Origin of the sequence: Nodosilinea sp. FACHB-131, assembly GCF_014695395.1 — a bacterium.
Classification (GTDB): domain Bacteria; phylum Cyanobacteriota; class Cyanobacteriia; order Phormidesmidales; family Phormidesmidaceae; genus Nodosilinea.
Genome location: NZ_JACJOF010000005.1, coordinates 148,947 through 172,197 on the forward strand (window position 1 = coordinate 148,947; position 23,251 = coordinate 172,197).

17 protein-coding genes are annotated in these 23,251 nt (G+C 51.4%); 6 read left to right on the forward strand and 11 right to left on the reverse strand.

The window, feature by feature from the left end; genetic code table 11:
* Nucleotide 1: 1 nt before the first annotated feature.
* From H6F75_RS02735 to H6F75_RS02750, 4 genes are all read right to left on the reverse strand, one after another.
* Nucleotides 2-919: a glycosyltransferase gene (locus H6F75_RS02735; RefSeq protein WP_190748986.1), complete on the reverse strand. Its 918-nt coding sequence runs from the start codon at nt 917-919 to the stop codon at nt 2-4.
* Nucleotides 920-979: 60 nt separating this feature from the next.
* On the reverse strand, nt 980-2,839 hold the full coding sequence (hepA, locus tag H6F75_RS02740) for a heterocyst formation ABC transporter subunit HepA (RefSeq protein WP_190748988.1): 1,860 nt from the start codon (nt 2,837-2,839) through the stop codon (nt 980-982).
* 86 nt (nt 2,840-2,925) lie between these two features.
* Nucleotides 2,926-3,744 (reverse strand): galactosyl transferase, encoded by an 819-nt coding sequence (locus tag H6F75_RS02745; protein ID WP_190748990.1) that lies wholly within the window; start codon nt 3,742-3,744, stop codon nt 2,926-2,928.
* Nucleotides 3,745-4,100: 356 nt separating this feature from the next.
* Complete coding sequence (locus H6F75_RS02750; protein ID WP_206754662.1) at nt 4,101-4,442, reverse strand: hypothetical protein; 342 nt, start codon at nt 4,440-4,442, stop codon at nt 4,101-4,103.
* 865 nt (nt 4,443-5,307) lie between these two features.
* Here H6F75_RS02750 and H6F75_RS02755 point away from each other — a divergent pair.
* Together H6F75_RS02755 and H6F75_RS02760 are read left to right on the forward strand one after the other, a co-directional pair.
* Nucleotides 5,308-6,645, forward strand: coding sequence for a right-handed parallel beta-helix repeat-containing protein (locus H6F75_RS02755; protein WP_190748993.1), 1,338 nt, complete (start codon nt 5,308-5,310; stop codon nt 6,643-6,645).
* A 353-nt stretch (nt 6,646-6,998) separates the two neighbouring features.
* Nucleotides 6,999-7,727: a hypothetical protein gene (locus H6F75_RS02760; RefSeq protein WP_139297018.1), complete on the forward strand. Its 729-nt coding sequence runs from the start codon at nt 6,999-7,001 to the stop codon at nt 7,725-7,727.
* Nucleotides 7,728-8,076: 349 nt separating this feature from the next.
* On the opposite strand, the gene H6F75_RS02765 is transcribed toward H6F75_RS02760, so the two are convergent.
* The 4 genes from H6F75_RS02765 to H6F75_RS02780 form a co-directional block, all read right to left on the reverse strand.
* The gene (locus tag H6F75_RS02765; protein WP_190748995.1) at nt 8,077-8,772 is read right to left on the reverse strand and encodes a sugar transferase; all 696 of its coding nucleotides are present in this window, start codon (nt 8,770-8,772) and stop codon (nt 8,077-8,079) included.
* 112 nt (nt 8,773-8,884) lie between these two features.
* Nucleotides 8,885-9,964, reverse strand: a complete 1,080-nt coding sequence (gmd, locus tag H6F75_RS02770) for a GDP-mannose 4,6-dehydratase (RefSeq protein ID WP_190748997.1) — start codon at nt 9,962-9,964, stop codon at nt 8,885-8,887.
* Nucleotides 9,965-10,131: 167 nt separating this feature from the next.
* On the reverse strand, nt 10,132-10,560 hold the full coding sequence (locus tag H6F75_RS02775) for a hypothetical protein (protein WP_190748999.1): 429 nt from the start codon (nt 10,558-10,560) through the stop codon (nt 10,132-10,134).
* Between the two features lie 583 nt (nt 10,561-11,143).
* Nucleotides 11,144-11,941: a WecB/TagA/CpsF family glycosyltransferase gene (locus H6F75_RS02780; protein ID WP_190749001.1), complete on the reverse strand. Its 798-nt coding sequence runs from the start codon at nt 11,939-11,941 to the stop codon at nt 11,144-11,146.
* 665 nt (nt 11,942-12,606) lie between these two features.
* On the opposite strand from H6F75_RS02780, the gene H6F75_RS02785 reads away from it, so the two are divergent.
* The 3 genes from H6F75_RS02785 (at nt 12,607) to H6F75_RS02795 (ending at nt 17,615) form a co-directional block, all read left to right on the forward strand.
* Nucleotides 12,607-14,127, forward strand: coding sequence for an SLBB domain-containing protein (locus H6F75_RS02785; RefSeq protein ID WP_190749003.1), 1,521 nt, complete (start codon nt 12,607-12,609; stop codon nt 14,125-14,127).
* Between the two features lie 110 nt (nt 14,128-14,237).
* Nucleotides 14,238-16,421, forward strand: coding sequence for a tyrosine-protein kinase domain-containing protein (locus tag H6F75_RS02790; RefSeq protein ID WP_190749005.1), 2,184 nt, complete (start codon nt 14,238-14,240; stop codon nt 16,419-16,421).
* Between the two features lie 543 nt (nt 16,422-16,964).
* Nucleotides 16,965-17,615: a PTPA-CTERM sorting domain-containing protein gene (locus tag H6F75_RS02795; protein WP_190749007.1), complete on the forward strand. Its 651-nt coding sequence runs from the start codon at nt 16,965-16,967 to the stop codon at nt 17,613-17,615.
* A 215-nt stretch (nt 17,616-17,830) separates the two neighbouring features.
* Here the strand turns inward: H6F75_RS02795 and H6F75_RS02800 are convergent, their stop codons facing one another.
* The 3 genes from H6F75_RS02800 to H6F75_RS02810 all read right to left on the reverse strand — a co-directional run bounded on the left by H6F75_RS02800 (nt 17,831) and on the right by H6F75_RS02810 (nt 22,466).
* Nucleotides 17,831-20,428, reverse strand: a complete 2,598-nt coding sequence (locus H6F75_RS02800; protein ID WP_190749009.1) for a chloride channel protein — start codon at nt 20,426-20,428, stop codon at nt 17,831-17,833.
* A 115-nt stretch (nt 20,429-20,543) separates the two neighbouring features.
* On the reverse strand, nt 20,544-20,765 hold the full coding sequence (locus H6F75_RS02805) for a hypothetical protein (protein WP_190523459.1): 222 nt from the start codon (nt 20,763-20,765) through the stop codon (nt 20,544-20,546).
* A 141-nt stretch (nt 20,766-20,906) separates the two neighbouring features.
* Nucleotides 20,907-22,466: a TolC family protein gene (locus tag H6F75_RS02810; protein ID WP_190749011.1), complete on the reverse strand. Its 1,560-nt coding sequence runs from the start codon at nt 22,464-22,466 to the stop codon at nt 20,907-20,909.
* Between the two features lie 68 nt (nt 22,467-22,534).
* On the opposite strand from H6F75_RS02810, the gene H6F75_RS02815 reads away from it, so the two are divergent.
* Entirely contained in the window at nt 22,535-23,239 is a 705-nt protein-coding gene (locus tag H6F75_RS02815) for a Uma2 family endonuclease (protein ID WP_190749013.1), read from the forward strand.
* Nucleotides 23,240-23,251: the final 12 nt, after the last annotated feature.

Genomic DNA, 23,251 nt, shown 5'->3' on the forward strand with positions numbered 1-23,251 from the left:
TCTACCTATAAGAGGTATTAGGAATTTCCTTTACTTGTTTGATGGCGTCGATCATGCCAGGAATCTCAAAGAAAGGAACAATGAATATCATCAAAATAGCAAGTGGCCAATCTTGGGGCTTCAAGTACTTGAACCCTTTTTTGACAAAGCAGAAAATGTGATCGCGCCAGCGATGGGTCATTACCCTAATCATGGCTCCATAGCCTGTGCCATAGCCTAAATATTTCAGCGCTGAGTAGCCCTTATTACGTCGTACATCGGCAACAAAATTTAAACCGCCAATAGCATGACGCATTACCGCCTCTGGCTCAAAGTAAAATTTATATCCAGCATCTCTTATTTGGTTGTTGCGCAGCGTAGCCGACAGAAATGGTGTAATCGTTTCTGGGTAAGGAAACTTTTCTAGCACCTCTCGTTTATAGAGAGCACCGTTATTAGAGATGATTGGCGTGTAGCTAGGCTTGCCATAGTCGTCCCAGCTGCGGTCGAGCAGGCTCATTACCCGCTTATACATGGTTTCATCGCCGTAGCTCGTTCTGCCGCTGACCACAGCAATATCAGGGTTTTGCCGCATAGATTCGGCCAGTACCCTTAGCCACTTACGGTTAGGAGGACAGTCAGCTTCTAGCACGGCTACCAGGTTGCTAGTGGTGTGCTCTACTCCATAGTCTTTTAGGCTAGCCGACTGTGTCTCGTTGGTAAACAGTAGCTTTAGCCTTGGAAAAATCTCATAAAGACCTTTTGGTACCTGGTCTTGGAACTCTCCATTCTCTACTAAGACTACCTCAAATTGTTCAGTAAAATCTTGCTGGGCTAATGCCTTCAACATGACTTCTTCATCGCTCCAAAGTTTGCTCTCTGCACCTTCGAAGTCAGATACAACAATGACACTAATTAACTGATCTTCAGAGCTTGCCATAATTGGAAATCCTATACTTACATAGCAATTTACAACTGGTTAGAGCGGTAGTCATCAGGCTTAGCTTGAGGCCATTTCAAATTGCATTTGATGGTATTTCCATAGTGCCCCTTGCTGATAGAGCAGTTCTTGATAGCTGCCCTGCTCTACAACACGGCCTTTATCTAAAACCACTACTTTATCTGCGCTCGAGATTGTCGATAGACGGTGGGCGATCGCAATTACCGTTCTACCCTTTGACAACTGCTCTAAAGACTCTTGAATCAACTGCTCCGTCACTGAATCTAGCGCACTCGTCGCCTCATCTAAGATCAAAATGTCGGGGTTTCGCAGCAGCGCTCTAGCGATGGCAATGCGCTGCCGTTGCCCACCGGAAAGCCGCACGCCGCGATCACCTAGCACGGTTTCAAACTGCTCAGGCAGCGCCAAAATGAACTCCAATGCATTAGCCTGTCGGGCCGCCTCCACAATGGCACTATCAGTTACGTCCGTGGTTCCGTAAGCAATATTGGCCCGCACTGTATCATGAAAAATAAACGTGTCTTGGCTCACAATGGCCATGTGCTGGCGAAACGAGTTAATTCGCAAATTGCGCAGGTCAACACCATCCACCAAAACCTTGCCTCGATTGGGGTCATAAAATCGAGGTATGAGATCGGCTAGAGTGGTCTTGCCTGCCCCCGAAGATCCCACCAATGCCGTGGTCTCTCCCTGTTTAATCGACAAAGTAATGTCGTGCAGCACTGGCTCGTTGGGCTTGTAGCCAAAATCAACCCCAACCAAATCAATTGACCGTTGCAACTTGCTAAATATAACAGTGCCATCTTGCAGATAGGGCTTGTTGTCTTCTCTCAGCAAGTCGTTAACGCTGTGCATTGCCCCCTGTAAGCTACTCAGCTTGGTTTTAGAACTGTTAAGCGACGACACAAAAGGCGTTAACCGGGTCAGCGCAAACAAAAACGTCAACACCGTCGACGCTTGCATCTGTCCACTCACAATCAAGAAATTAAACGTGATAGCCACCATCAAAATCAGTATGGTGGCCGCCGCTGCCTGCACTAAAGGATTCACCAACGCCGCAAGGCCCTCTAGGTTAAGGTTAGCCTTGCGCACCTTCTCGGTTGCCTCAACGAAGCGCTGCTGCTCATACTCCTGGGTACCCGAGGCATGCACCGTGCGAATGCCGTTGATAAACGACAACAGCACCCCAGTCATTTGCTTGTTGGCCTTGGGCACCTCAAAGCTAATTTCGCGTACGCGCCGGGTCATGCTGCTAATGCCTAGCGACATCAACCCAAACAGCAGAATAGAGATTACTGTCAATTGCCACGACAGCAAGACCATAGCCGCTAGGTAAGCCAGCAACGTTGTGCCCTGAGTCAAAAAAGTGGTTAATACCCCAAACACCTGCTGCACATTGTTGACATCGGCCACAACGCTGCTAACCAGGTCACTGCCTCGCGTTTCGGTGTAGTAGCTCAGCTGCACTCGCTGTAACTGGTCAAAAATGCGCAGGCGCAGATTTTCGACCAGGTTAAACGTCACCGATCGCGACATGATTAGGGCCAGATAAGAAAACGCTGCTCGTCCCCAAATCAAAACCAAAATAAGCGCTGATAGGCGATAGATGCGCGCCGCTGGGGCTGCTTGGGTAGCCAGCACAGTAACATCAAACCAAGCCCAACCCGTTTGCAGCGGTGGCTCGCCGGGGTTAGTTAACCCTTGCAAAAACGAGGCAATAATGCCAACAGTGCCACCTTCCGCGAAGGCACCCAGTACCGAAAATACAATCGCCGCCACAACCGTGTTGCGAAGGGGCTTTAGCTCTCGCAGCACCAAAGCGTTGTCGCTCCAAAATCCGGTAGATTTGACCGATTGTTTGAAAAGGTACTGGACTGGATTGAAAATCTTTAAGAACATAGAAAAGTAAATATTGCGACGTGTCGTCTTTATCTGGATCTCGTCAAGTAAATTAAGCCGAAAAGTTACGCTAATTTTGAAAACATTTAAACACCCCAAAACTCTTTTTTAAAGGAAGTATTAATTAGCCGAAACTTTAAAGTTTCTGATATGACTTTCTTGGGACTCTTCAAAACGCCATTTTGAAGAAAAACCTTACCTAACAGTCCTGACGATTTGCTATGTGATTCTGAATGATTGATGCGATATACAGCACCAGGGAAGGATAGGGGATCTAAAGGAGTTTTTTGTTTCTCCATAAAATCTTTTATGAAAATATGACTACCCAGCATATTCTTCACATAATCATCTTGAGCGGCATCAAAACTATTTGGCAAAGACAAAAGGCCAATTTTAACGATATGTGAGGTCCCACATCTTCTCGAAAAGATAGAGCTTTTATACAATAGTTTTCCTCCATCTTCCCAAAAAAAACCTGTTGGTATATACCAACCATTTGCGCCTGAATTTTGTCCTACGAAGGAAGCTAAATTACAACTGATCAAGTCATCCCCATCCACAGTCATAATGTAATCATCATCAGTTGAATACTTTCTGACATGAAGCATTCCAGAAAGTAACCTACGCCCTTTATCAAGACGAACAGCATCACGAAAAGTTTCAATATTTTGACTTCCCTTCTCAAAAATAGGATTTGGGGGGAAGTCTACATAATTAATCTGAAATTTTGGTCGTAGCTCAGGAAGATCAGATTCTTTGTTCGCAACAATTGTCGCCCTCCAGTTATCACTAATCTGTCCTGATATCGATCGCATTGTCTCTTCTAGATTTTTCTTCACTACATGCCAGTTTTTAGCATTTTCTGGATGTAAGATTGGTATTACAAAATTTAGAATTCCAGTCATATTTACAAATCACCTTTAAACTATTAAAATATAAGTAAAGCCTGCATTCATCTGTATTCAAGCTTTTGCTTACCCGCTAAGGGTGTAGCCTAAGTAAGGCACAATATTTATATCAAGCTGAACTTTGTTGTATTCCGCTAGCACTTCATCTGATCTACGGTGTGTTTAGTCTTTAGAGATTATATTAGTTAGCCAGGATGCCCGTAGATTAGTGTAAGCAAAACATCAACCACATACATGACTGGGACTATTGATAAAGTGCAAGCTGGCTAGAGTTTTGTTTTGGCAAATTTAAAAAAAGGGCGATCGCGTATTTGTATGCGATCGCCCTTTTGCTATTCAGTTTTTGTCTGTTCCTATACAACAGGCATTGCTACCTTACGCTGAGGTCGCTTACGATCAGAGCGCCGCACACCACCCGCCATCTCATACTCATAACTATCGCGGCCAAACTTCACCTTCACTCCGCTCAGCATATGTTCAGACATTTCGCCAAGTGCCCGCTCATCGGCCAGTAGCTCGTTATACAGGTTATCCACACTCGATAGCAGCGCATTATACTGCTGCTGCTTAGCCCGCAAAGCGTTAATCGCTTCCCAATATAGCTCCAGCGTGTGCCCGTTACCCAAATCTAGCTTCTGCTCAATCGAGTCCATCGACGCAGCCCGTAGCTCAGCCTTTTCCAACGTTGGAGACAACCTTTTGCGTCTTGACATAATGCAGATACCCCAATGGCATAAATAAACAACAGTGTTGGTACTCGTTCCAACCTCCACACTGTAGCCAAGCACCCAAGCCAAGCATCACCGTGCAAATTAGGATCCCTTTAGGCCAGTTTTTGGTTAAACGCCAAAAAGATCCGAAAATTCTCTCAAGGCATTAAGTCCTTGCTAAAAAGCATTAAAGCTTTCTTTGCACGACTTCAACCTTTCTTTAAAACGCTTATAGCTTTCTTTGCAACCTATAAGTATTTCAAAGAAAGCCTTATAGGTTGCAAAGAAAGACTGAAGCTCTCCTTTGCAGCGTTTGAGCCATATCAAGAAAGGCTTATGGAATGCGTTGCAGACTATAGGCCATGCAAACAACAGTTCAAACCATCCTTTGCATCTGTTTAATCTTTTGCTGAACCATTTAGGCAACGCAAGCGCTACCCCTAATGAGAGCAACGCCTAGGTACACCTGTCCTATACTCTGCCCGATCGCTCTAAGAGCGTTCTAGAACAGGGCAAAGAGACTGAGATCTAAGACGACCATCAAAGCCCCTCTGCAACAAGGCCCCTCTAAATAGGGGGGTTTAGCTTAAGTTGTTATTTTCCTTTACAAGGCTAACCGGCCCGTTCCGGATCAGTAGCCCAAAGCCTCCGTACTTTCTCTAGGGTTTGGCTGTATGTAAAGACTGCTTTAGATCTCGAGCATTGTTCCGGATTGAGGATCAGTAGCTCGTTTTTTGAAGAGTGTGCCTGGGCGAGCCACTCCTAAAGGTAGCAACGTCCTTATTGCTGTGGTTTTTGCTAGCCCCAGGCTCTGCTCCGCAGACGCAGCCGTTTTTGCAGAATTTTTCTCATGACGCGATCGATAACGCGACTGGCAGCGCTGCTGTGTGCAACTGTTTTGATACTAGCGATCGCTCTGGGGCAGCGGGCCAACCCTATTCACCTGAATGAGGTGGTGGCCCAAAGTGCCCCCGGCGACACGGTTAGGGTGCCGCCGGGTATCTACGAGCTGTCGTCCCCACTGGTCCTCAAACCCGGTATGACTCTGATGGGCGATGGCGTAGAGAGAACGGTAATCAAGGCCGCCTCGTCTTGGGCTCCTGGCCTTGATGGGCTGCCTAATCAAGACAACCCCGACGCATACCTGCTCAAATTGATTAACACCAACGATGTCAAGGTCGCCAACTTGACGCTCACCGGCCCCACGCTGCATGGCGCTATCTATGCCGACGATGCCGACCAGCTAGAGTTGAGCCACTTGCAAATTAATAACTTTGCCTGGAGCGGGGTGCGCACCCTTGGCCTAAGTGGTCTTAAGGTGCACGACTGCCAGTTTATCGATGCCGGGGGCGAGGTAAAGTGGACGAGCGGGGCGTTATTTATGACCCATACGGAAAAATCTGAATTTTGGAATAACTTGATTCAAAAATCTGAAGGACTAGATCGCAATTTCTATGGCTTCAAGGGCCGTGGTGGCAGCAATCTACGGTTTCATCACAACGATGTGCAGGTCAATTTCTCATTAGAGTACCCATTCGAGAACGATGCCAATATTGAGATTGATCACAACCGCTTTGATGGCGTGATTTCTATTCCAAAATTTGGTGGCGGCCCGGTACTTAATGAAAGGCGATCGTTTCATATTCACCATAACTGGCTCAAAAAATCTTACACCCTAGAGTGGACACGAAACTCCGCCGAGATTGACCATAATCTGTTTGATTTTGAAGTTAGTGAAGACGGTGGTAATTTAATCTCTAGCTTTGGCAATGAGCCAGCCCCAGGGCCGACCGATTTTCACGATAACCTGATCAATAATCCGGGTCGGGGCATTTTTTGGTCAAACGGCCCCTACAACCATTTTCGCTTTTACAATAATCACGTCAAGTCAAACGGCCAAAATCGTCGGGAGGGTTTCTTTGGCTTTCATCCTGCTACTGACTTTGCCACCATTGTGATTAAAGACAACATCTTTGACAACACTGCTGCCAACCCTCGTCCGCTGATGCGCAACGATGTCAGCTACCGGGCAACGGTGCAAAACAACCAGTTAATCAACCTGTCTGATGCCGATCGCTTTACCGATAATGCAACTGAAAGATTGCGCGGTCCTAGACAGCCTCTACAGTTTACCGTAGGCGTCAACGGTACCTATCAGATAGATGCTTGGACGGCTCGAAGAGCGTAAGCGGTTGATATGCCAGCTTTCCATAATACCGGCGGCTACCCATAGGAAATTTCGAGATACTTTCCGGATAAAAGGTTAAGGCTAGGTAAAAGTAAGGCAAAGCCGTCTGTCACCGCTAGTTGATTGACAAAACCTCCAAAATCCTTGTCATGGCGTGGGTTATGTAACGCAGCAGCAAGACCCCAAAAAACCTAGTCAGCGTTGGGTAGAACGTCATTCTACTTAACCTATCCTGAGGATCAATCACTCAGCTATCGCTGTGGTGTTGGACGAGAGGCTTGTTTTAATGCGACTTGACAGCGATCGGGTACGAGCGCGGTCTTCATTTTTTGTGCCCCTTATATGTTCTATTCATGCAAAAAACCTTAAATCGCTATGCACAGGTAAACCTTCGTCCTCACAAAATGAGCCTTTTTCTACTAGGTACCGTAGTCTTATCTGCTGGTGGACATATTCTTGTTCATCTAGTAGGTAAATTCATTGCTCTTCATCGCCCTCCGCTTTTAGGAGTATTTCGTTTCTTCCATATGGGATTTGAAGGAAATTTACCTACTTATTTCTCAGCTCTAAACTTGCTATTGGCTGCAGGGTTATGTGGACTTATTTCTTTTCATGAATCGACAACGAAGAAGAATTTATTCTTTCATTGGCTGGGAATGTGTGGCCTTCTACTATTTATGAGCTTTGACGAGGCATCTGGAATTCACGACAGGATTGTAGGCCCAATATCTATATATTTTATGGGTCGTGGAGAAGGCATTATGTATTATAGGTGGTATCTCTTTTTCATCCCAATTGTGTTTGCAGTAAGCTTAATCTACATTCCCTTTTTGAAACGACTTCCTTTATTCTTTTCGTCGCGGTTTATTTTGGCAGGATTCGTCTTTTTAAGTGGCTCAATCGGCATGGAAATGGTAGAAAGTATTTTAACTTCACAAGGGCATAGTGTAGGTGTTAGTATTTTACTAGAAGAAACGCTAGAGATGTTAGCGGTGGTAATACTCATACACACGCTGCTGCTCTATATCGCTAAAGCTAATTACACACTCAAGCTACAAGTGTCTGGCAATCCGCATCGCTAAGCCCATCTACTTACTTAGGCAAAATCTAACAAAAGTCCTACTTCAAAGCGCATTCTCAATCTAGGCGTTATTAACTTAACGCCTAGATTTTTACATGGGTATACGGTATGTGGTTACTGCCCAACGTATTATTTTAGTTTTGGATAGACAAAATGCAGTGTTTGTGGAGCATCTTCAGAGGAGAACCCAACGCTAGTTGAGACTTGTTAGGCACACAATGCTTTACTTGGCTTAATTAAGCTATCTGCCCCCTTAAATACCTCAATCACAAAGGAGTCTAAACCTTCAATTACCCTTAATTCTAAGGGTGGCTGGGAAATTATACCTGCCTTAATCAACGTCTTAATCGCTAAAAAGCTCCTCGACTGAGCACTACAGCACCAAGAGTTTGCACAATCAACTGCACATCGTGTCCCAAAGACCACTGAGTTTGGTAGTCAATATCCATCTTGACGATCGCCTCAAAGTCTTTAATCGCCGATCGCCCCTGAGCCTGCCACTTGCCCGTTAGCCCCGGCTTAACGTTGAGCCGCTGCCAATGGTGAGGCTTGTACTGCTGTACCTCACTCAGGGTCGGCGGGCGAGTGCCTACCAAACTCATATCGCCCCACAGCACATTCCAAAACTGAGGGAACTCGTCTAGGCTGGTGCGCCGCAAGAACCTGCCCACCCGAGTAATGCGAGGGTCATTTTCATTCTTAAAGATCAGGCCCTGCGCCTGGTTCTCTACCAAATGTTTAAGCTCATCAGCATTGGCCACCATCGAGCGAAACTTCCAAATTCGGAAGGGTCGCCCTTGGTACCCACAGCGCAGCTGGCTAAAAAAGATCGGGCCAGGGTTGTCGAGCTGAATGGCAACGGCAATGGGAACCAGCAAGAACAGAGTGATTAAAACTCCTAGCAAACCGCCAACCACATCTAAGCATCGCTTTAAGACAGAGTTAACCGATGGATGCGTGGGTGCCAACTGCACAGTATCTGGAATAACAAGAATTTCGTTCAGGGTTGCTTGGTATGCCTTAGGAGCGAAAAAGAACTGAAACATAGGTCTACCAAAGGGTTGAACAACACGTACGGCGGGCTCCAAAGGGTTACGTGGCTCTGCACCTGTTGTCTGGTCAGTGGGGCTTTGCTTGAGCGAAACCCCACTAAAAGTTCTACCCGACTGTTACGCCCCCAGCGGCCCGTAGGGTGGCTCGGTCTAGCACGCTGGTAGCCGCACTGCCGTTGAGCGTCACCAAGCCCAGCGCTTGCAGATCGGCTTCGACCATCAGGTGCACCAGTTCTTCAAAAGTTACCGATGGTTCCCAGCCTAGTTTGGTCTTGGCTTTGGTGGGGTCACCAATTAGCAGTTCTACTTCGGCGGGGCGCAGGTAGCGCTCATCAAAGGCCACATAATCTTGCCAATCGAGGTTGACGCGACCAAAGGCAATGTCTAAAAATTCGCGCACCGAGTAGGTTTCGCCTGTAGCTACTACGTAGTCATCGGGCTCGTCTTGCTGCAGCATCAGCCACATGGCTTTGACGTAGTCTTTGGCGTAGCCCCAGTCGCGCTTGGCGTCGAGGTTGCCCATGTAGATCTTGCTCTGCTGCCCAGCGACGATGCGGGCCACAGCGCGGGTGATTTTGCGAGTGACAAAGGTTTCGCCCCGGCGGGGTGACTCGTGGTTAAACAAAATACCGTTGCAGGCAAACATGCCGTACGATTCACGGTGATTGAGCGTTTGCCAGTGGGCATAGACCTTGGCACAGGCATAGGGGCTGCGGGGATAGAACGGGGTGGTTTCGCTCTGGGGCACATCCTGCACTTTGCCGTACATTTCTGAAGAGCCCGCCTGGTAGTAGCGCACCTCAATGCCAGTGCGCTGGCGATAGTCGCGAATGGCTTCGAGCAGGCGCAAAGTGCCCATACCCACCGCATCAACGGTGTACTCAGGTGAGTCAAAGCTCACCCGCACGTGAGACTGTGCCCCCAAGTTATAAATCTCTATGGGCTGCACCTCTTCGAGAATGCGCCGCAGGGTAGTGCCATCGGTGAGGTCACCGTAGTGCAAAAATAGCCGAGCCGAATCGCTGTGAGGGTCTTCGTAGAGGTGATCAATGCGATCGGTATTAATAGTAGAGGTGCGACGAATAATGCCGTGGACTTCGTAGCCTTTTTCTAATAGTAGTTCACTTAGGTAAGAGCCATCTTGACCGGTAATGCCGGTAACGAGAGCTTTTTTGGGATTAGTCATAGGGTTTAGATAGTGAATGAACAACAGGAGTGACGATTAAGGAAGGTGAGGAGGATAGGGGAGGTAAGGAAGGTGAGGAAGATGAGGGCGGCAAGAAAGGAAATTAAAAATGTGTTTTTACATTCCCGATTCCCTGGCTTCCTTATCTCCTCATCTTCTCCATCTCCTCACCCCATCCGGTGAAAATCCTTCACGCCGCCGTAGGTCGTCTGCCGTGCCTGTCGACGAGTGAACTCACCCACGGTGGGGTTGCCGGTGGGTAAAATTACTCCAGCAGTCTGCATCCACAGGGTCGCCGGCACCGTACAGAGTGTGTACTGGTTGGCTCCGGTCTTGCGCACGTGGTACCACTGGGTGGCTTGACAGCGATCGCACCAAAAGGCCTCTAGCCATTCCCCTGTTAGAGGAACTGTGCCCAAGCCAGCAACCAGGGCAAGAGCCGCCCGACGGCTAAGCCCACTCTGTTGCAAATGCTCAGGCTTAGTGGCAAAGAGAGGATATTTTTGGCTAACGCTGTCAAGATAGCCACCATGGAGAGGACAGAGAATGCTCCGTCGTTTAGATCGGTTACGATTGCGCGATCGGGGCTGAGTCATAATCTCTTGAGGTAGATACGGCCATACACTCAGTTTCTAGCGACGGCAAGAAAATCAGGAAGAATCTTAAAATCAGTCTGGAATTCCCATGGTTTTTGCACTTTTTCTCCTGTATACAAAGGCCATTCACCCCATCTCTTTTGTGGAAATGGGGTGAGCACTCTAGGGGTATTAGTATGGCTATACAGAATTCGTAAAACAGCGCTACAAACTGCAGAACTCTCTTTACCCTGCGAGAAACCACAAACCTTTTTGAGGAGGAGAATTTTGAGTCACTTGAGCATCCCCCTTTTTAGGGAGGGCTGGGGGACAGCAGGTGGTTAAAGTCACGATAGATCAATTTTTCGAACAGTCTCAAAGGGGAAGTGATCGAGAAAGCCTCCACAGGTAGCCCATTTCTGACAAATCGCTATTATTCCTATGCTCGCGTGTCTCACTAACATAGATCTTGACTTCCCCTTTGATCAGGGGGTACAAAGTGACGTTTTGACAGCAATAACCAGGGATCCGAACTGTTGAGTAGTGTGCTACCGATTAGAAAAATACTACGTTTCAGCGTTTAAGGCAAACTTGAAGTGCTGCTCTAGAACGCCCTCAGCATGCGATTAATGCGGCGGTGCAATCGGGTAACGACCACCTGCTTAATCGAAAGATAGACAAAAGGTGGAATCGTTTTAAAGTACCGCTGCCACAGACGACCCGGCTCTTGGGTGAGCCGATAGAGCCACTCTAACCCCGAGTCTTGTACCCAAGCGGGGGCATGCTTTTTGATGCCGGCATAGATAGGAAAGACTCCACCAATGCCTACCATTGCCGCTTTAATTTTAGAGCGATGTTGATACATCCAAATTTCTTGCTTGGGGCAGCCCAAGGCAACAAACACAATTCCGGCCCGACTGGCATTGATATCTTTAACAACCTGGGCGTCTTCTTCGGGAGTTAGGGGCCGAAAAGGCAGCGGTTCCATGCCCGCAATAATGAGGTTTGGATACTCTTTTTGCAGGCGCTGCCGCATTTTGCCCAAGGTCGACTCATCGGTGCCTAAGAAATAAATTGGCAACCCCGATGCTGAGGCGCGTTCGCATACTTCGCGCAGAATGTACATGCCCGCGACGCGATCGTGAGTACTCTTGCGCAGCAGGTTTAAAGTCCATACTAGGGGCATACCGTCTGGGGTGAGCAGATCGGCTTGGCTTAGCACCTTAGCAAAGGTCTCGTTCCACCGCGCTTCCATCAGCATGTGCACATTGGCTACACAAACTACCCGGCTCAGCCGCTGTTGACCCCAGTGCATAATCAGATCAATTTGCTCTGCAAAAGGGTTGGCCGCAACCGAAAATCCAATTACGGATTCATTGATGAGATTCTTGGAGATTGACATGATCCTAAGGAGCTTAAAGGACAATCAGTGGTAGACGCCCCGATAGGATTTGTCAGTTAAAAGCTACTAGTTTACATCCGGCATACGCAGTCCGTAGCTAGCTAAGCTATGGACCCGTTAAAACACCTGAGACGCGCACCGTCTAAAAAAGTTCATCGTTTAAGGAAAAATGACGCCTAACTACCACATTTGGTTTGTCCAGAATGCAGAGCCAAACTTGATTAGACCGCTCCAAAGCAATTATAGAAATGTGGACTTTCAGGTATACCCCTACTAACCCACTTTAACGGTTTTATCTGGACCAGGTTGCTTAGAAAATTTTCCTGCCCGTATTTCCCCGTCGATATCGTAACTACTAATACTGCCCCTGAGCTATGACTGACTTTGGCTTAGACCATGGCTGGAGGGAATGGCCTAAGCCCTTGATAGAGCGATGCACTGCTAAACATTAGCATGTACATAACTTAATGTGACATACTTTTGCCTGGCCAGTGAAAATACGTACTCTCCTTTAGCTTATCTTAGCGGCTTTTACCCATTTACAAAAATTATGTAAAGGCTTCGGTAAAACTACGGTCCGAGGCCAAAACCTTTCGGATTCATGACTAGACCTACGGATATTGGATAGACGCAGGGCCTACTCTACCCGAAAAGGGAGTCTACTCATGTCTAATTTAGTTATATCTAAGGCGCTGCTAAAGCAGCGTTTGGGCTTAGCCCTCACTGCAGGCGTGCTGCTCATCGGCATTGATGGCCTCTACCCCAGCGCTGCTCCAGCCCAACGCATGCCGGGTGGCAGCACGACCGCGGTACCTGTAGTAGAGGCCCAAAAACCTCCAACAACGACTGCTGCACCTCGTCTTTCGCCACAGGTGACCAATGAGCCTTACACGCTAGGGGCCGGCGATCGCGTGCAGCTAGCGCTGTTTCAGCTGCCCCAATACAGCGGCGAGTTTGAAGTGCAGGTCGACGGCACCTTAACGCTGCCGGTCGTAGGCGATGTCAACGTGCAGGGTCTTACCCTAGATACCGCCACTGAGCGAATTACGGCCCGCTATAGTCAATTTTTGCGCCGCCCAGGGGTAACGCTCAACTTGCTGACTCGCCGTCCGCTGGTGATTGGAGTCGCCGGAGAAGTTAACCGGCCTGGATCGTACACCCTCGCCATCAACGGCACAGCCTTTCCCACGATTACTCAGTTGTTGACCCAGGCAGGGGGTGTTACCGGCAGCGCCAACGTTCGCGAAGTGCAGATCCGGCGACTGCGCAACGGACAGACTCAACTATTTGCTGTCAATCTGTGGGATTTGGTCAGTGGCGGCGATTTGGGCCAAGACATTACCCTGCGCGATGGTGACAGCATTTTTATTCCGTCTACTCTGGTACCCCTCGAAGAGGCTCAGCTGCTGGCTGAGGCGGCGATCGCGCCGACCAACACCTCACCCATCAACATTGCGGTGGTGGGCGAAGTCTTTCGCCCTGGCCCGTATACCCTGAGAGGCGGCAGCACCCGCACTGGCGATGCCGGTCTACCCGGCGGCGAAGGCGGTGGCAGCTCGGCCCGGCCTCCCAAAATTACTGATGCCATTCAAATTGCAGGGGGCATTAAGCCCATGGCCAACATTCGCCAGGTGCAGGTACGGCGTCTGACCCGCACCAGCGGTGAGCAAGTCTTTACCGTAGACTTGTGGAGCCTGCTAGAGGCGGGCGCAACCCAGCAAAACGCACTGCTTCAGGAAGGCGATACAGTGTTTATCCCCACCGCAACGACAGCGTTGGGGCCAGCGGAGGCTTCTAGCTTGGCGTCCGCCAGTTTTGCGCCCGACACCATTCGCATTAATGTCGTAGGTGAGGTGCGCAATGCTGGGCTGGTTGAGGTGCCCCCCAATACGCCGCTCAACCAGGGAATTTTAGCGGCTGGTGGTTTTAACACTCGCGCGAGGGAAACCACTGTGGGGCTGGTGCGTCTTAACCCAGATGGCACAGTTACCCAGCGAGAGATCAACATCGACTTTGCCCAAGGCATCAGCGATGCTGACAATCCAGCGCTGCAGAATAACGACATTATTATTGTCGGGCGATCGGGCTTAGCCAGTTTCTCAGACACATTGGGCGGCATAGCCAACCCCCTCGCCAATTTCCTGAATATTTTGTCTGCACCCTTCCGCATCTTCAACTTATTTTGATCGGGGCCCAAGGACGCGGCTTACCGCGTGCTTGCCTCTGCTGGAGCGCACATTTTGTGATTGGAGCACCTCTTCACCGCCCACAACCACACTTAGTTTAGGAATCAGGGATGAAAGCTCACACTCTCCAACCTTCGCCCACACTACCCATGGCTGCGGGGGCCGACTCTGGCTCAGAAGGCGGGCTAGATTTGAGCAGCCTGCTATCTACCCTCAGGCGCAGACTGCTCTTAATTGCTGGCATAACCGCTGCTTTTGCCGGAGCCGCAGGATTACGGGCCTACCTCAGCCCACCCTCTTACTCCGCCACCTTTGAAATTTTGATTCAGCCCCAAAGTGCTGAAACTGAGGTGATCTCTTCGCTGTCTGAGGTGCCTGTGAATCAGCAGGAGACGGAGCTAACTTTGGGTGACCAAACCAGAATCTTAACCAGCCCTGGGGTGCTGCAGCCAGTAGTAGCCGATCTGCGCGCTAAGGGGCTAGAGGGCTGTGTACCTTCGAACCAAGCCGCCTCAACGGGTCTGTCTGAAGAAGAGTTAAATAGAACTTGTTATAGCCAAGTTAAAAGCCGACTAGGTCTGCAACTAACGAAAGAATCAAGAATTGTTCGGGCAACATATCGGGGGGCATCGTCTCAAGATGTCGAATATGTGGCTAGTTTAATTGCCCGAACGTTTCTAGACTACGGGCTAGCTTCGCGCCAGCGCGATCTACAGCAGGGGCTTAAGTTCTTAGCGGACAAAATACCCGATGCTAGCAAAAGGGTAGATGAACTCCAGGGCAACCTGCAAAGTCTGCGCCAAGGCTCTAATTTAATCACCCCTGAGGCTGAAGGCAGCAAGCTATCTGGCCAAATTGCTAACTTTGAAAATGAGTATCGGGCCGTACTGATTGAGCTAGAAGAAAACCTGACCCGTTACGAAGAACTAGAACGCCAGCTGAGCGAGCGCCCTCAGGACGTTTCGGTATCGTCAGTGCTCAGCAGCAACAGCCGCTATCAGGCTCTAGTTGAGCAACTACTGACCCTAGATAGCCAGATTGCTCAGGCTTCTACGATTTTTCGTAGCACAAGCGCCGATATGCAGGTGCTGCAAGAGCAGCGCCAAAATCTGCTGGCTCTCATGGCCCGCGAAGGGGCCAACGCTCAGCAAGAGCTAATGGGCCAAATTGACGTTCTGGCGGCGAGAGAGGCGGCTCTCTCGTCTACGCTCACCAACCTCAATGTAGACGTAGGCCAGCTAGCTGGGGTTACCCGTGAGTTTACTGATCTAGAGCGAGAGTTAACCATTGCTAACACCAACTTGAGCCAGCTGCTAGAGCGCCGCGAAACCTTACAGATTGAAGCAGCTCAGCGCGAGCTACCCTGGGAGCTGATTACCCCTGCGACGGTGGCGACGGATGTCGCCAATTTGTCAAACAATTTAGTGCTGGGGGGGCTACTTGGACTGCTGCTCGGAGTCGGCTTGGCCCTCGCTCTCGACTCTCAAAAAGATGTGCTTTACACCGCCCGCGATCTCAAACGGGTTACGCCAGTACCCATTTTAGGGCTGATTCCCCACAACGGGGCGGTTGAACGGGGTTATGACGAGCAGCATTTACTGTCGCTGTATCAGGTAGTCGATGAGATGTTGAATGGCCAAGGGCCTAAAAAGGGAGATTTGCCCATTGATGATCTCTACGCCTATCGCGAGGCGTTTCGATCGCTGGTGGCCAACCTACAGCGACTCGATGCCGATCGCCCGCTCAGATCGCTGGTGATTAGCTCTGCCGACAACCAGCTGGCTGACTCAACCACCGCCGCTTATTTGGCCTGGGCCGCTGCTGAGCTAGGCAATCGAGTGCTGCTGATCGATGCCGATTTTCGCTTTCCACACCTGCACAACTTTTTAGAGCTACCTAATCACCAGGGCTTCGCCAACATTTTAGCTGGCGAGCTGGATCTAAAGAATGTGATTAAGCGATCGCCCACTGAACCCAATCTGTTTGTACTAACCACAGGCACCACAGAAATCGACCCGGCTCGGCTCTTATCGTCATCTAAGATGACACAGTTTGTCGCCAAAACCGAGTCTTATTTTGACTTAATTATCTACGACTCTCCACCGTTCTCTGAGTACGCCGACGCCGCCTTACTTTCGGCGGAAACCAGCGGATTGGTGCTCGTATCTCATCTAGGCACTGTTAAGTCGATTCAACTTGAGCAAGCGCTAGAGAAACTCTGGATTGCCAAGATTCCTTTGGTTGGCTTAATTGCTAAAGAAGCTGCCTCTAAGCTGTCACTACTACCCGTTTAATTTGTAAAGAGCCCAAACGCAAATGGGTTTACGCATCTGCCGAGTGACCGAGTTGCAATGTTTCCAGATAAAGGCAAGCTTTACACATTTTGTTGATTCCTTGAAGAAAGGCGACTTGAAATTGTAAATCAGAGCAAATTCTGCCTGTGTAATTTAATCTATAAGGGTGGGCATGAAGTGCATCTTTCAACGCAGACATCGTAGAATCTACCAAATTCTGTACAGTGGATGACTTCTCAAGCTTCAGGCATGAATCTACCCAAGGTGCAGCTACCGCAGCAAATCAAGAGTTGCAAACGGTTTCTAGTCTGATCTGGCCACTTTAAAGCTACTACTGGAGCTTAATAGAAAACCCAAAGTACAAGGCAACAACATCCCACTGCACTGCATCTCCCAACCAATCGGATTATAGTCTGCTCCCTCGAATCAGGGATTTCTAATACTTTAGGGCACAGCCACAAACACGAATTTTTCATCTACCGCAGCTACATTGCCCAAAGTTAATTTGAACTAAATCTCTATATTTGGATAAGGATTGAAGCCATGAAAACATTTTCCAAGCTCAGCCTAGCTGTTGCGGGTGCAGCGGCAATGGGTTCGGTTGCAACTGTATTTAATGCAGATGAAGCCTACGCGGCCAGTCTATACGGCAGCATCTCCTTCAGCAACTCGCTGTCGGGGGTTAATCCAGGTGTTAACCCTGGCACCGATACCTTCAACCTTGGAGCACCAAATTTGGGAACAACGACCGGCGATTTTGTCGGGGTAACCATTACCTCGCTGATCTCGTCCTTCACGATTGACCGCGTAGACCCCTTTGATAATGACCCTTCTGTTGACGGAATTACCCAAGGGCTGTACAGCTTTGCGGAAATTTCTGATTTCTTTACATTGAGCAACGGCTTTACCTTTGCTCTAGATGCAGGACAATTAGTCAGAACCCGATTCCAAAATAGGAACTTTGTATCCATTGGCGGTTTGGCTCCCCTAAGCGGCCGGTTTATTGATTCCAGCGGCGAAGTCGCTGGCTTTGGTAGCCTTTCGTTTACCGGTGTACCGAACGGCTCGGGTACTTACGGAGTGAGCATCACAACCGAGGAAATTCCAACCCCATTCCTGCTGCCCGGCCTGCTTGGACTGGGAGTAGCTGCGCTACGGCGTAAGCAAGAGGAGTCGGCAGAAGCAGATACCTAAGCCACAGATACGATACGCTACCAGTTCTCCTATGAACTTTGGTGACCGTATCACTAGATACTGGTAATCACTAGCGTGATTTGTGTCAAATTCGGGCCGCCTAAAAGGCGGCTTTTTTATGGCCGTCGCCACGAAGGTTAAAACGTTTTCGTCGGTAGTCTACAGACAATGGATACACGCCAATTCGGCAGTTAAGGTTTAGGTCGCTTCTGAGTTTAGCCTTCAACTTGGCGCAATAGGATGACGGTCATGTGAGTGTTCTGTGCAATTTCCAGTGGCACATTGCCCTTGATCACCTGGCTGAGCAAATTTTCGCGGGAAGCACCGAGCAAAATTGCGTCGCTGTGACACAGATTTGCCATATCCACGATCGCCTCCGAAACCGAGGGATGGGTTAGCACCTGGGTATAAACTGGGCGGCGCAGAGTTTCTTCTAAGCCGTTAGCCATTTCAGAGAGGTGCTGGAGGGTGAGACACTCGCCCTTTTCGGGGTGGCAGATAGTGCAAAGCTGAATTTCGGGGGAGTGGCCTAGGGTGAGCAGGCCAGGCAGCAGGGCCTGGGCGCTTTGGGCGTTGGGCCCGCCCGCAGTAGGAATCAGCCAGTGGTTGAAGGTAAGATTGCGGCCGGGACGCACCACCACGACCTGGCAGGGGGCTTGGCGAATTAGGGTATCGACGACGCCACTGATTACCCGACCGGGGGTGAGACTAGGGTGGTGCCAGCCCATCAGCACCAGGTCGATGTGGCGCTCTTTGATCACTTCGAGCAGAGTGCGACCAATTTCGTGGGCCGCCCGCACCTGAAAATGCACCGATAGCCCACTGTTTTCGGCGTAGGAGAGGGCGAGCTGGCGCAGGGGTTCTACCCCTTGCAGGTCAACCTTGGCTTCGGCGGGGGCGACGCTGCGGGGCACAGGGACGACGTGAATGCACTCCAGTTCGTAGTGCAGGCCATGGGCGATCGCCGCCGCAATCTTGATCAAATCGGGCGCGGTGCGCGGATCGGCTAGGGGCAGCAACAGTCGTCCCTGGCCGGTGGCGGGAGCCTGCTGCTGAAACACTACATAGGAGGGCTCAGCCTGGGGGCCGAGTTTGAGTTGATCGCCACTGACCTGGTCGCACTCGGCGCGAATGATGTCGGCGCGGGTGATGATGCCCACCAGCTTGTTGCCCTGGGTGACGGGTAGGCGGCTGAGCTTGAGCCGGTTGAGCAAGTGCAGCACTCGGGGCAGGGGAGCATCGGGGGCTACGGTGACCGGGTGGGGGGTCATAATATCGGCCAGGGCAGCGTCGTCATCTAGCCCCTGGGTAGTGGAGTCGCTCAGGTCGCTCTGGGTGACGATGCCTACCAAGCGACCGTCTTCGAGCACCGGAAAGCCGCGATGGTGCGATCGCGAAAAGGCCTGCGCCACTTCGGATAGGCTCATTTGGCTAGAGAGGGTTTCGACTCGACGCTGCATTAAATCTGCCGCCTTAAGGTGTCCCCAGGGATTGTTAGCCTGAGGCACCGGCTCGAGATGAATACCCTGGAGAGCGAGCAAGCGGTTATAGATCGAGCCGTCGTTGGCGCGATCGGCAATCAGATAGGCAACTCCTGAGCCAATCATCAGGGGCAGCACTAGGTTGAAGTTGGCGGTCATCTCGAACACGATGACGATAGCGGTGATTGGTACCCCCGTCACCGCGCTAAAGAAAGCGCCCATACCCGTTAGCGCGTAGGTGGTAGTGGTGGCCAGATCAGCTGGCGGGGGCCAGGCGCCAAAGCCCGTGTAGACGCCCTGGGCAAAGAAGCTCACCAGACATCCCAACGCTGCCCCCAGCACCAGCGAGGGAGCAAAAATTCCCCCTGGAGCCCCGGAGCCATAGGCCAGCAGCGTCAGCAAAAACTTGGCGACGAAGGCGATCGCAATCAGTTGCCACCCGGCAGAGCCCGTCACCAAAAATTCTTGCAACCCGGTGTTGTCGATCGCCGCCACCGGTACAAACACCCCAACCAGGCCAGTAACCAGCCCCGCTAGGCCAATGCGCCCCGGCAATCCCAACTGCTTAAACTGGCGAAAGAAGGCCAAACTGCCAAAGATGCCTCGCCGGAACAGCGACCCCAGCAGCCCAGCCATTAAACCCAAAATGATTAGAAAGGGCAGGTCATGCACCGACAAGCTTATCGGTCGGGCATCCATGGTTAAATTTAGCCCCTGCCCCCCTAGCAGCCGCGACACCACCGCCCCGATAAACGACGCCAAAATAGCGCTGCCCAGGGTGAGATCAGAAAAATCTTGTAGCAGCTCCTCGACTACAAACAGCACCCCAGCAATGGGAGCATTAAAGCCTGCCGCCAGACCAGCTGCCGCACCAGCAGAGATTAGCTGCCGCCGATACTCGGGAGAGGTTGGCACCCAACGACTCAGCTGCGCCGCCAGGCCCGCGCCAATTTGCACCGTTGGCCCCTGCCGCCCTAGAGAGAGGCCTGACCCCAGCGCCAAGAGAGTACTGCCCAGCTTCACCAGCGCCACCCGCAGGTTTAGCGGAATTTTGGCGAAGCCGAGCGCTGCTTTAACTTGAGGAATGCCGCTGCCCGACGCCTCCGGAGCTAGTCGCTCGACTGACCAGCCCGAGAGCCAGCCGCCCACCAAACCAATCGTGGGTAACGCCAGCCACAGCGGTAAGGTACTGGAGGTGCGCCACAGGGTAAGTAGCTCGACCCCCTGCTTGAGCAGCACCGCCGCTAGCCCAGACACTAGCCCGATGACGCACGCCTCGACAATGGCTACCCGCTTGCGGCTCAGCAAGGGTTCCAGGCGCTTTAACAACATCACAGGGGCAGCATCATTACAGGGGTAAGGTAGACCACAGCTAGAGAAAAGGGCAACGCCCAACTCAGTGCTGTCTTCCCTTAACTATCCCAAAGTGTAGCCTGTAATGAGACGGCTACGGATGTAGCTCGCAATCGGGGAAGCGACCCAGTCCATTAGCTTCCACAATGGCGTTGCGACACTTTAGGGGCGTTTTGCCGGTCAGCTCCGATAAACGCTTGAGACTGATAGCAGGTGAGCCACCGTGGGGAGCCGTCATATAGAGTCGGTAAGCCACCTCCAGCACTTGATCATCCAGCAGCAGCGGCCTAACTGTGGAACTTATGACATCTAGCATGGCGGTAGGAGAACTCGTTATTTAAGTATGTTCACGGATGTTGCTCGATAGACCGTCTATCTGACGGTGGGTTTTCAGGGTAGAAATTAAGCGGCAGCAGCCCATTCTAGAGGCGCTGACTGCTTGCATTTGTCCGATCGCCTACCCCTGCAACTCAGGGGCAATCTCCAGCTCCGCTGCCCAGCGATCGAACGTAATGCCCACGGTCTGCTCTAGCTGGGCAACGCTGTTGAGGAAGGCGATGCGGGCTTCCAGCTCGTTAGTTTCAGCCGTCACTAGCGCCTCTTCCTGGTTGATCAGCTGAAACAGGCTAATGTTGCCCCGCCCTAGGCGAAACTGCTCCTGGGCTGCTTCGAGCTGACGTCGAGCGTTGAGGGTAGCTCGCTCTGCGGCGACCACTTGGCTCAAGCTAGCCTGAGCCTCATTGAGCCCAGCGATGACATCGTTGCGAATTTGGTCTTGCAGCTGAGCTAGGGTGTTGTCCTGCTGTTGCAGGGTGATGTCGCTAGCTAGACGGTTAGTTTCGGGTTGGGGGTCGCCAAAGGTGCGAGTGGCCACTAGCCCCATAGCGCTGCGGGAACCATCGCCCAGGGTGCCATCGGCGACGGCATCGAGCTGCCAGCGCAGGTTATCTTGGGCCACCAGCAGATCGAGCTCCTGCTGCTGCCGCTGGAGCTGAGCCTGTTGGTAGTCGGTGCGCTGGGTCAGGGCCAGAGTCACTAGGGCATCGGGCTGGTAGGTGGCCAACTGGGCGGCGGCGGCGGCAAACAGCTCGGCGATAGTTTCTACAGATGCGACAAAGCGCAGGTTGCGATCGGTGCCAATCAGGTTGAGTAGGGCGCTATTGGCCTGGTCGAGCTGATTTTGAGCATCGACGAGGCTGCGCTGGGCATCAGCCAGCGATCGCTCTGGGTCAAATAGGTCGATGGGGGCCCGCCGCCCCGCCTCTACCAGGGCCTGCAAAATATCGAGCTGCTGCTGCCGCCGCTCTAGGGCCTGGGTCTGAATATCGACCTGGGCCTGGGCATCGATCAAATTGTTGTAGCTGAAAATGGCGGTAGTGAGGGTGGCGATGACGGTGTTGCGCAGGGCCAGCTGGTTGCGGGTTTCGCCCAGGCGGGCCTGGTTGAGCGGAGCCTCATTGACGGCGGTGCCGAAGCCACGCAGCAGGGGTTGGCTGACTCTAAATTGTAGGGATTGCCCGTCCTCAAAGGGCGTCAGCCCTAGCTCAAAGCTGGTGCCCAGGCGGGTGGTGAGGGTAGTGTCGAGCCGTATTTGCTGGTCCAGATCGGTGTCACTGCCCCCCAGCAGCACCGAGCCCGGAGTTAACTCTGCATCACCGCCGTTGCCTGAGTTGCTGCGAGTGGCATCAACCCGCAGCGTTGGTGTTAGCCGTGGGTTAAAGGTTTGCTCGGCGGCGGCGAGCTGCTGCCGCTGCACAATGCGCCCTAGGGCCTGATTGCGCAGCTCGCGATTGCCCTCCAGGGTCAGGTTGAGCAGGTCGGTAAGCGTGAGCGTTACAACTTCGGCAGCATCCGCCGTGGGTAGAACGGGTTCGAGGGCTGGCAGGTCAGTGGCCGGCTCTGCGAGGGGGATAGACTCGGCTAGGGTGGGGAGGGCGATCGCGCTAACGCCCAAGCCTAGAGCTACCCCCCACAGACCTAGTCGCTGGCTAATTAAAATCGTCGAAGTTCCCATCATTTTCGCTGCCTCCCTAACCACAGCTCTACCTACCCAGTAGGATAGAACCAACAACTCGCCCCATTGCTATGACAACCTATCACGCTGGTTCAGCCCCAACCACTGGTGTCACAACGGCTCCCCTTGAGAGCGGCGATCGCCTCACCCGCCCCGAGTTTGAGCGGCGCTACAAAGCCTCTACCGTTAAAAAAGCTGAATTTATTGAAGGAGTTGTTTACGTGGCGTCGCCGCTCAGGTTTCAACAGCATGCCGAACCTCATAGCCGCTTAAACACTTGGATAGGCACCTACGCGGCCCTAACGCCCGGCACTCGATCGGGCATTGAACCCACAGTTCGCCTTGACCTCGACAATGAACCTCAGCCCGACATTGTGCTGCTGATTGATGAAGTCGCTGGCGGCCAGGCCCGCCTCAGCCCCGATGGTTATCTAGAAGGCACTCCCGAATTGGTAATTGAGATTGCTGCCAGCAGCGCTGCCATTGACTTGGGCGACAAAAAACAGGCCTACCGCCGTAACGGCGTACCCGAATACCTTGTCTGGCAAGTGTATGAAAACAGATTGGATTGGTTCTACCTAGTAGATGGCGACTACCAGCCCCTGCCGATAGATGCCGATGGTATTGTTCGCAGTGCCACATTTCCGGGTTTGTGGTTAGCCGAGACAGCGCTTTTACAGGGCAATATGACCCAAGTTCTGGCTGTATTACAGGCAGGCTTACAGTCCCCCGAACATCAGCAGTTTAAAGTGGATTTGCAATCGCTGCCCTTATAGGGCACAGCGCAT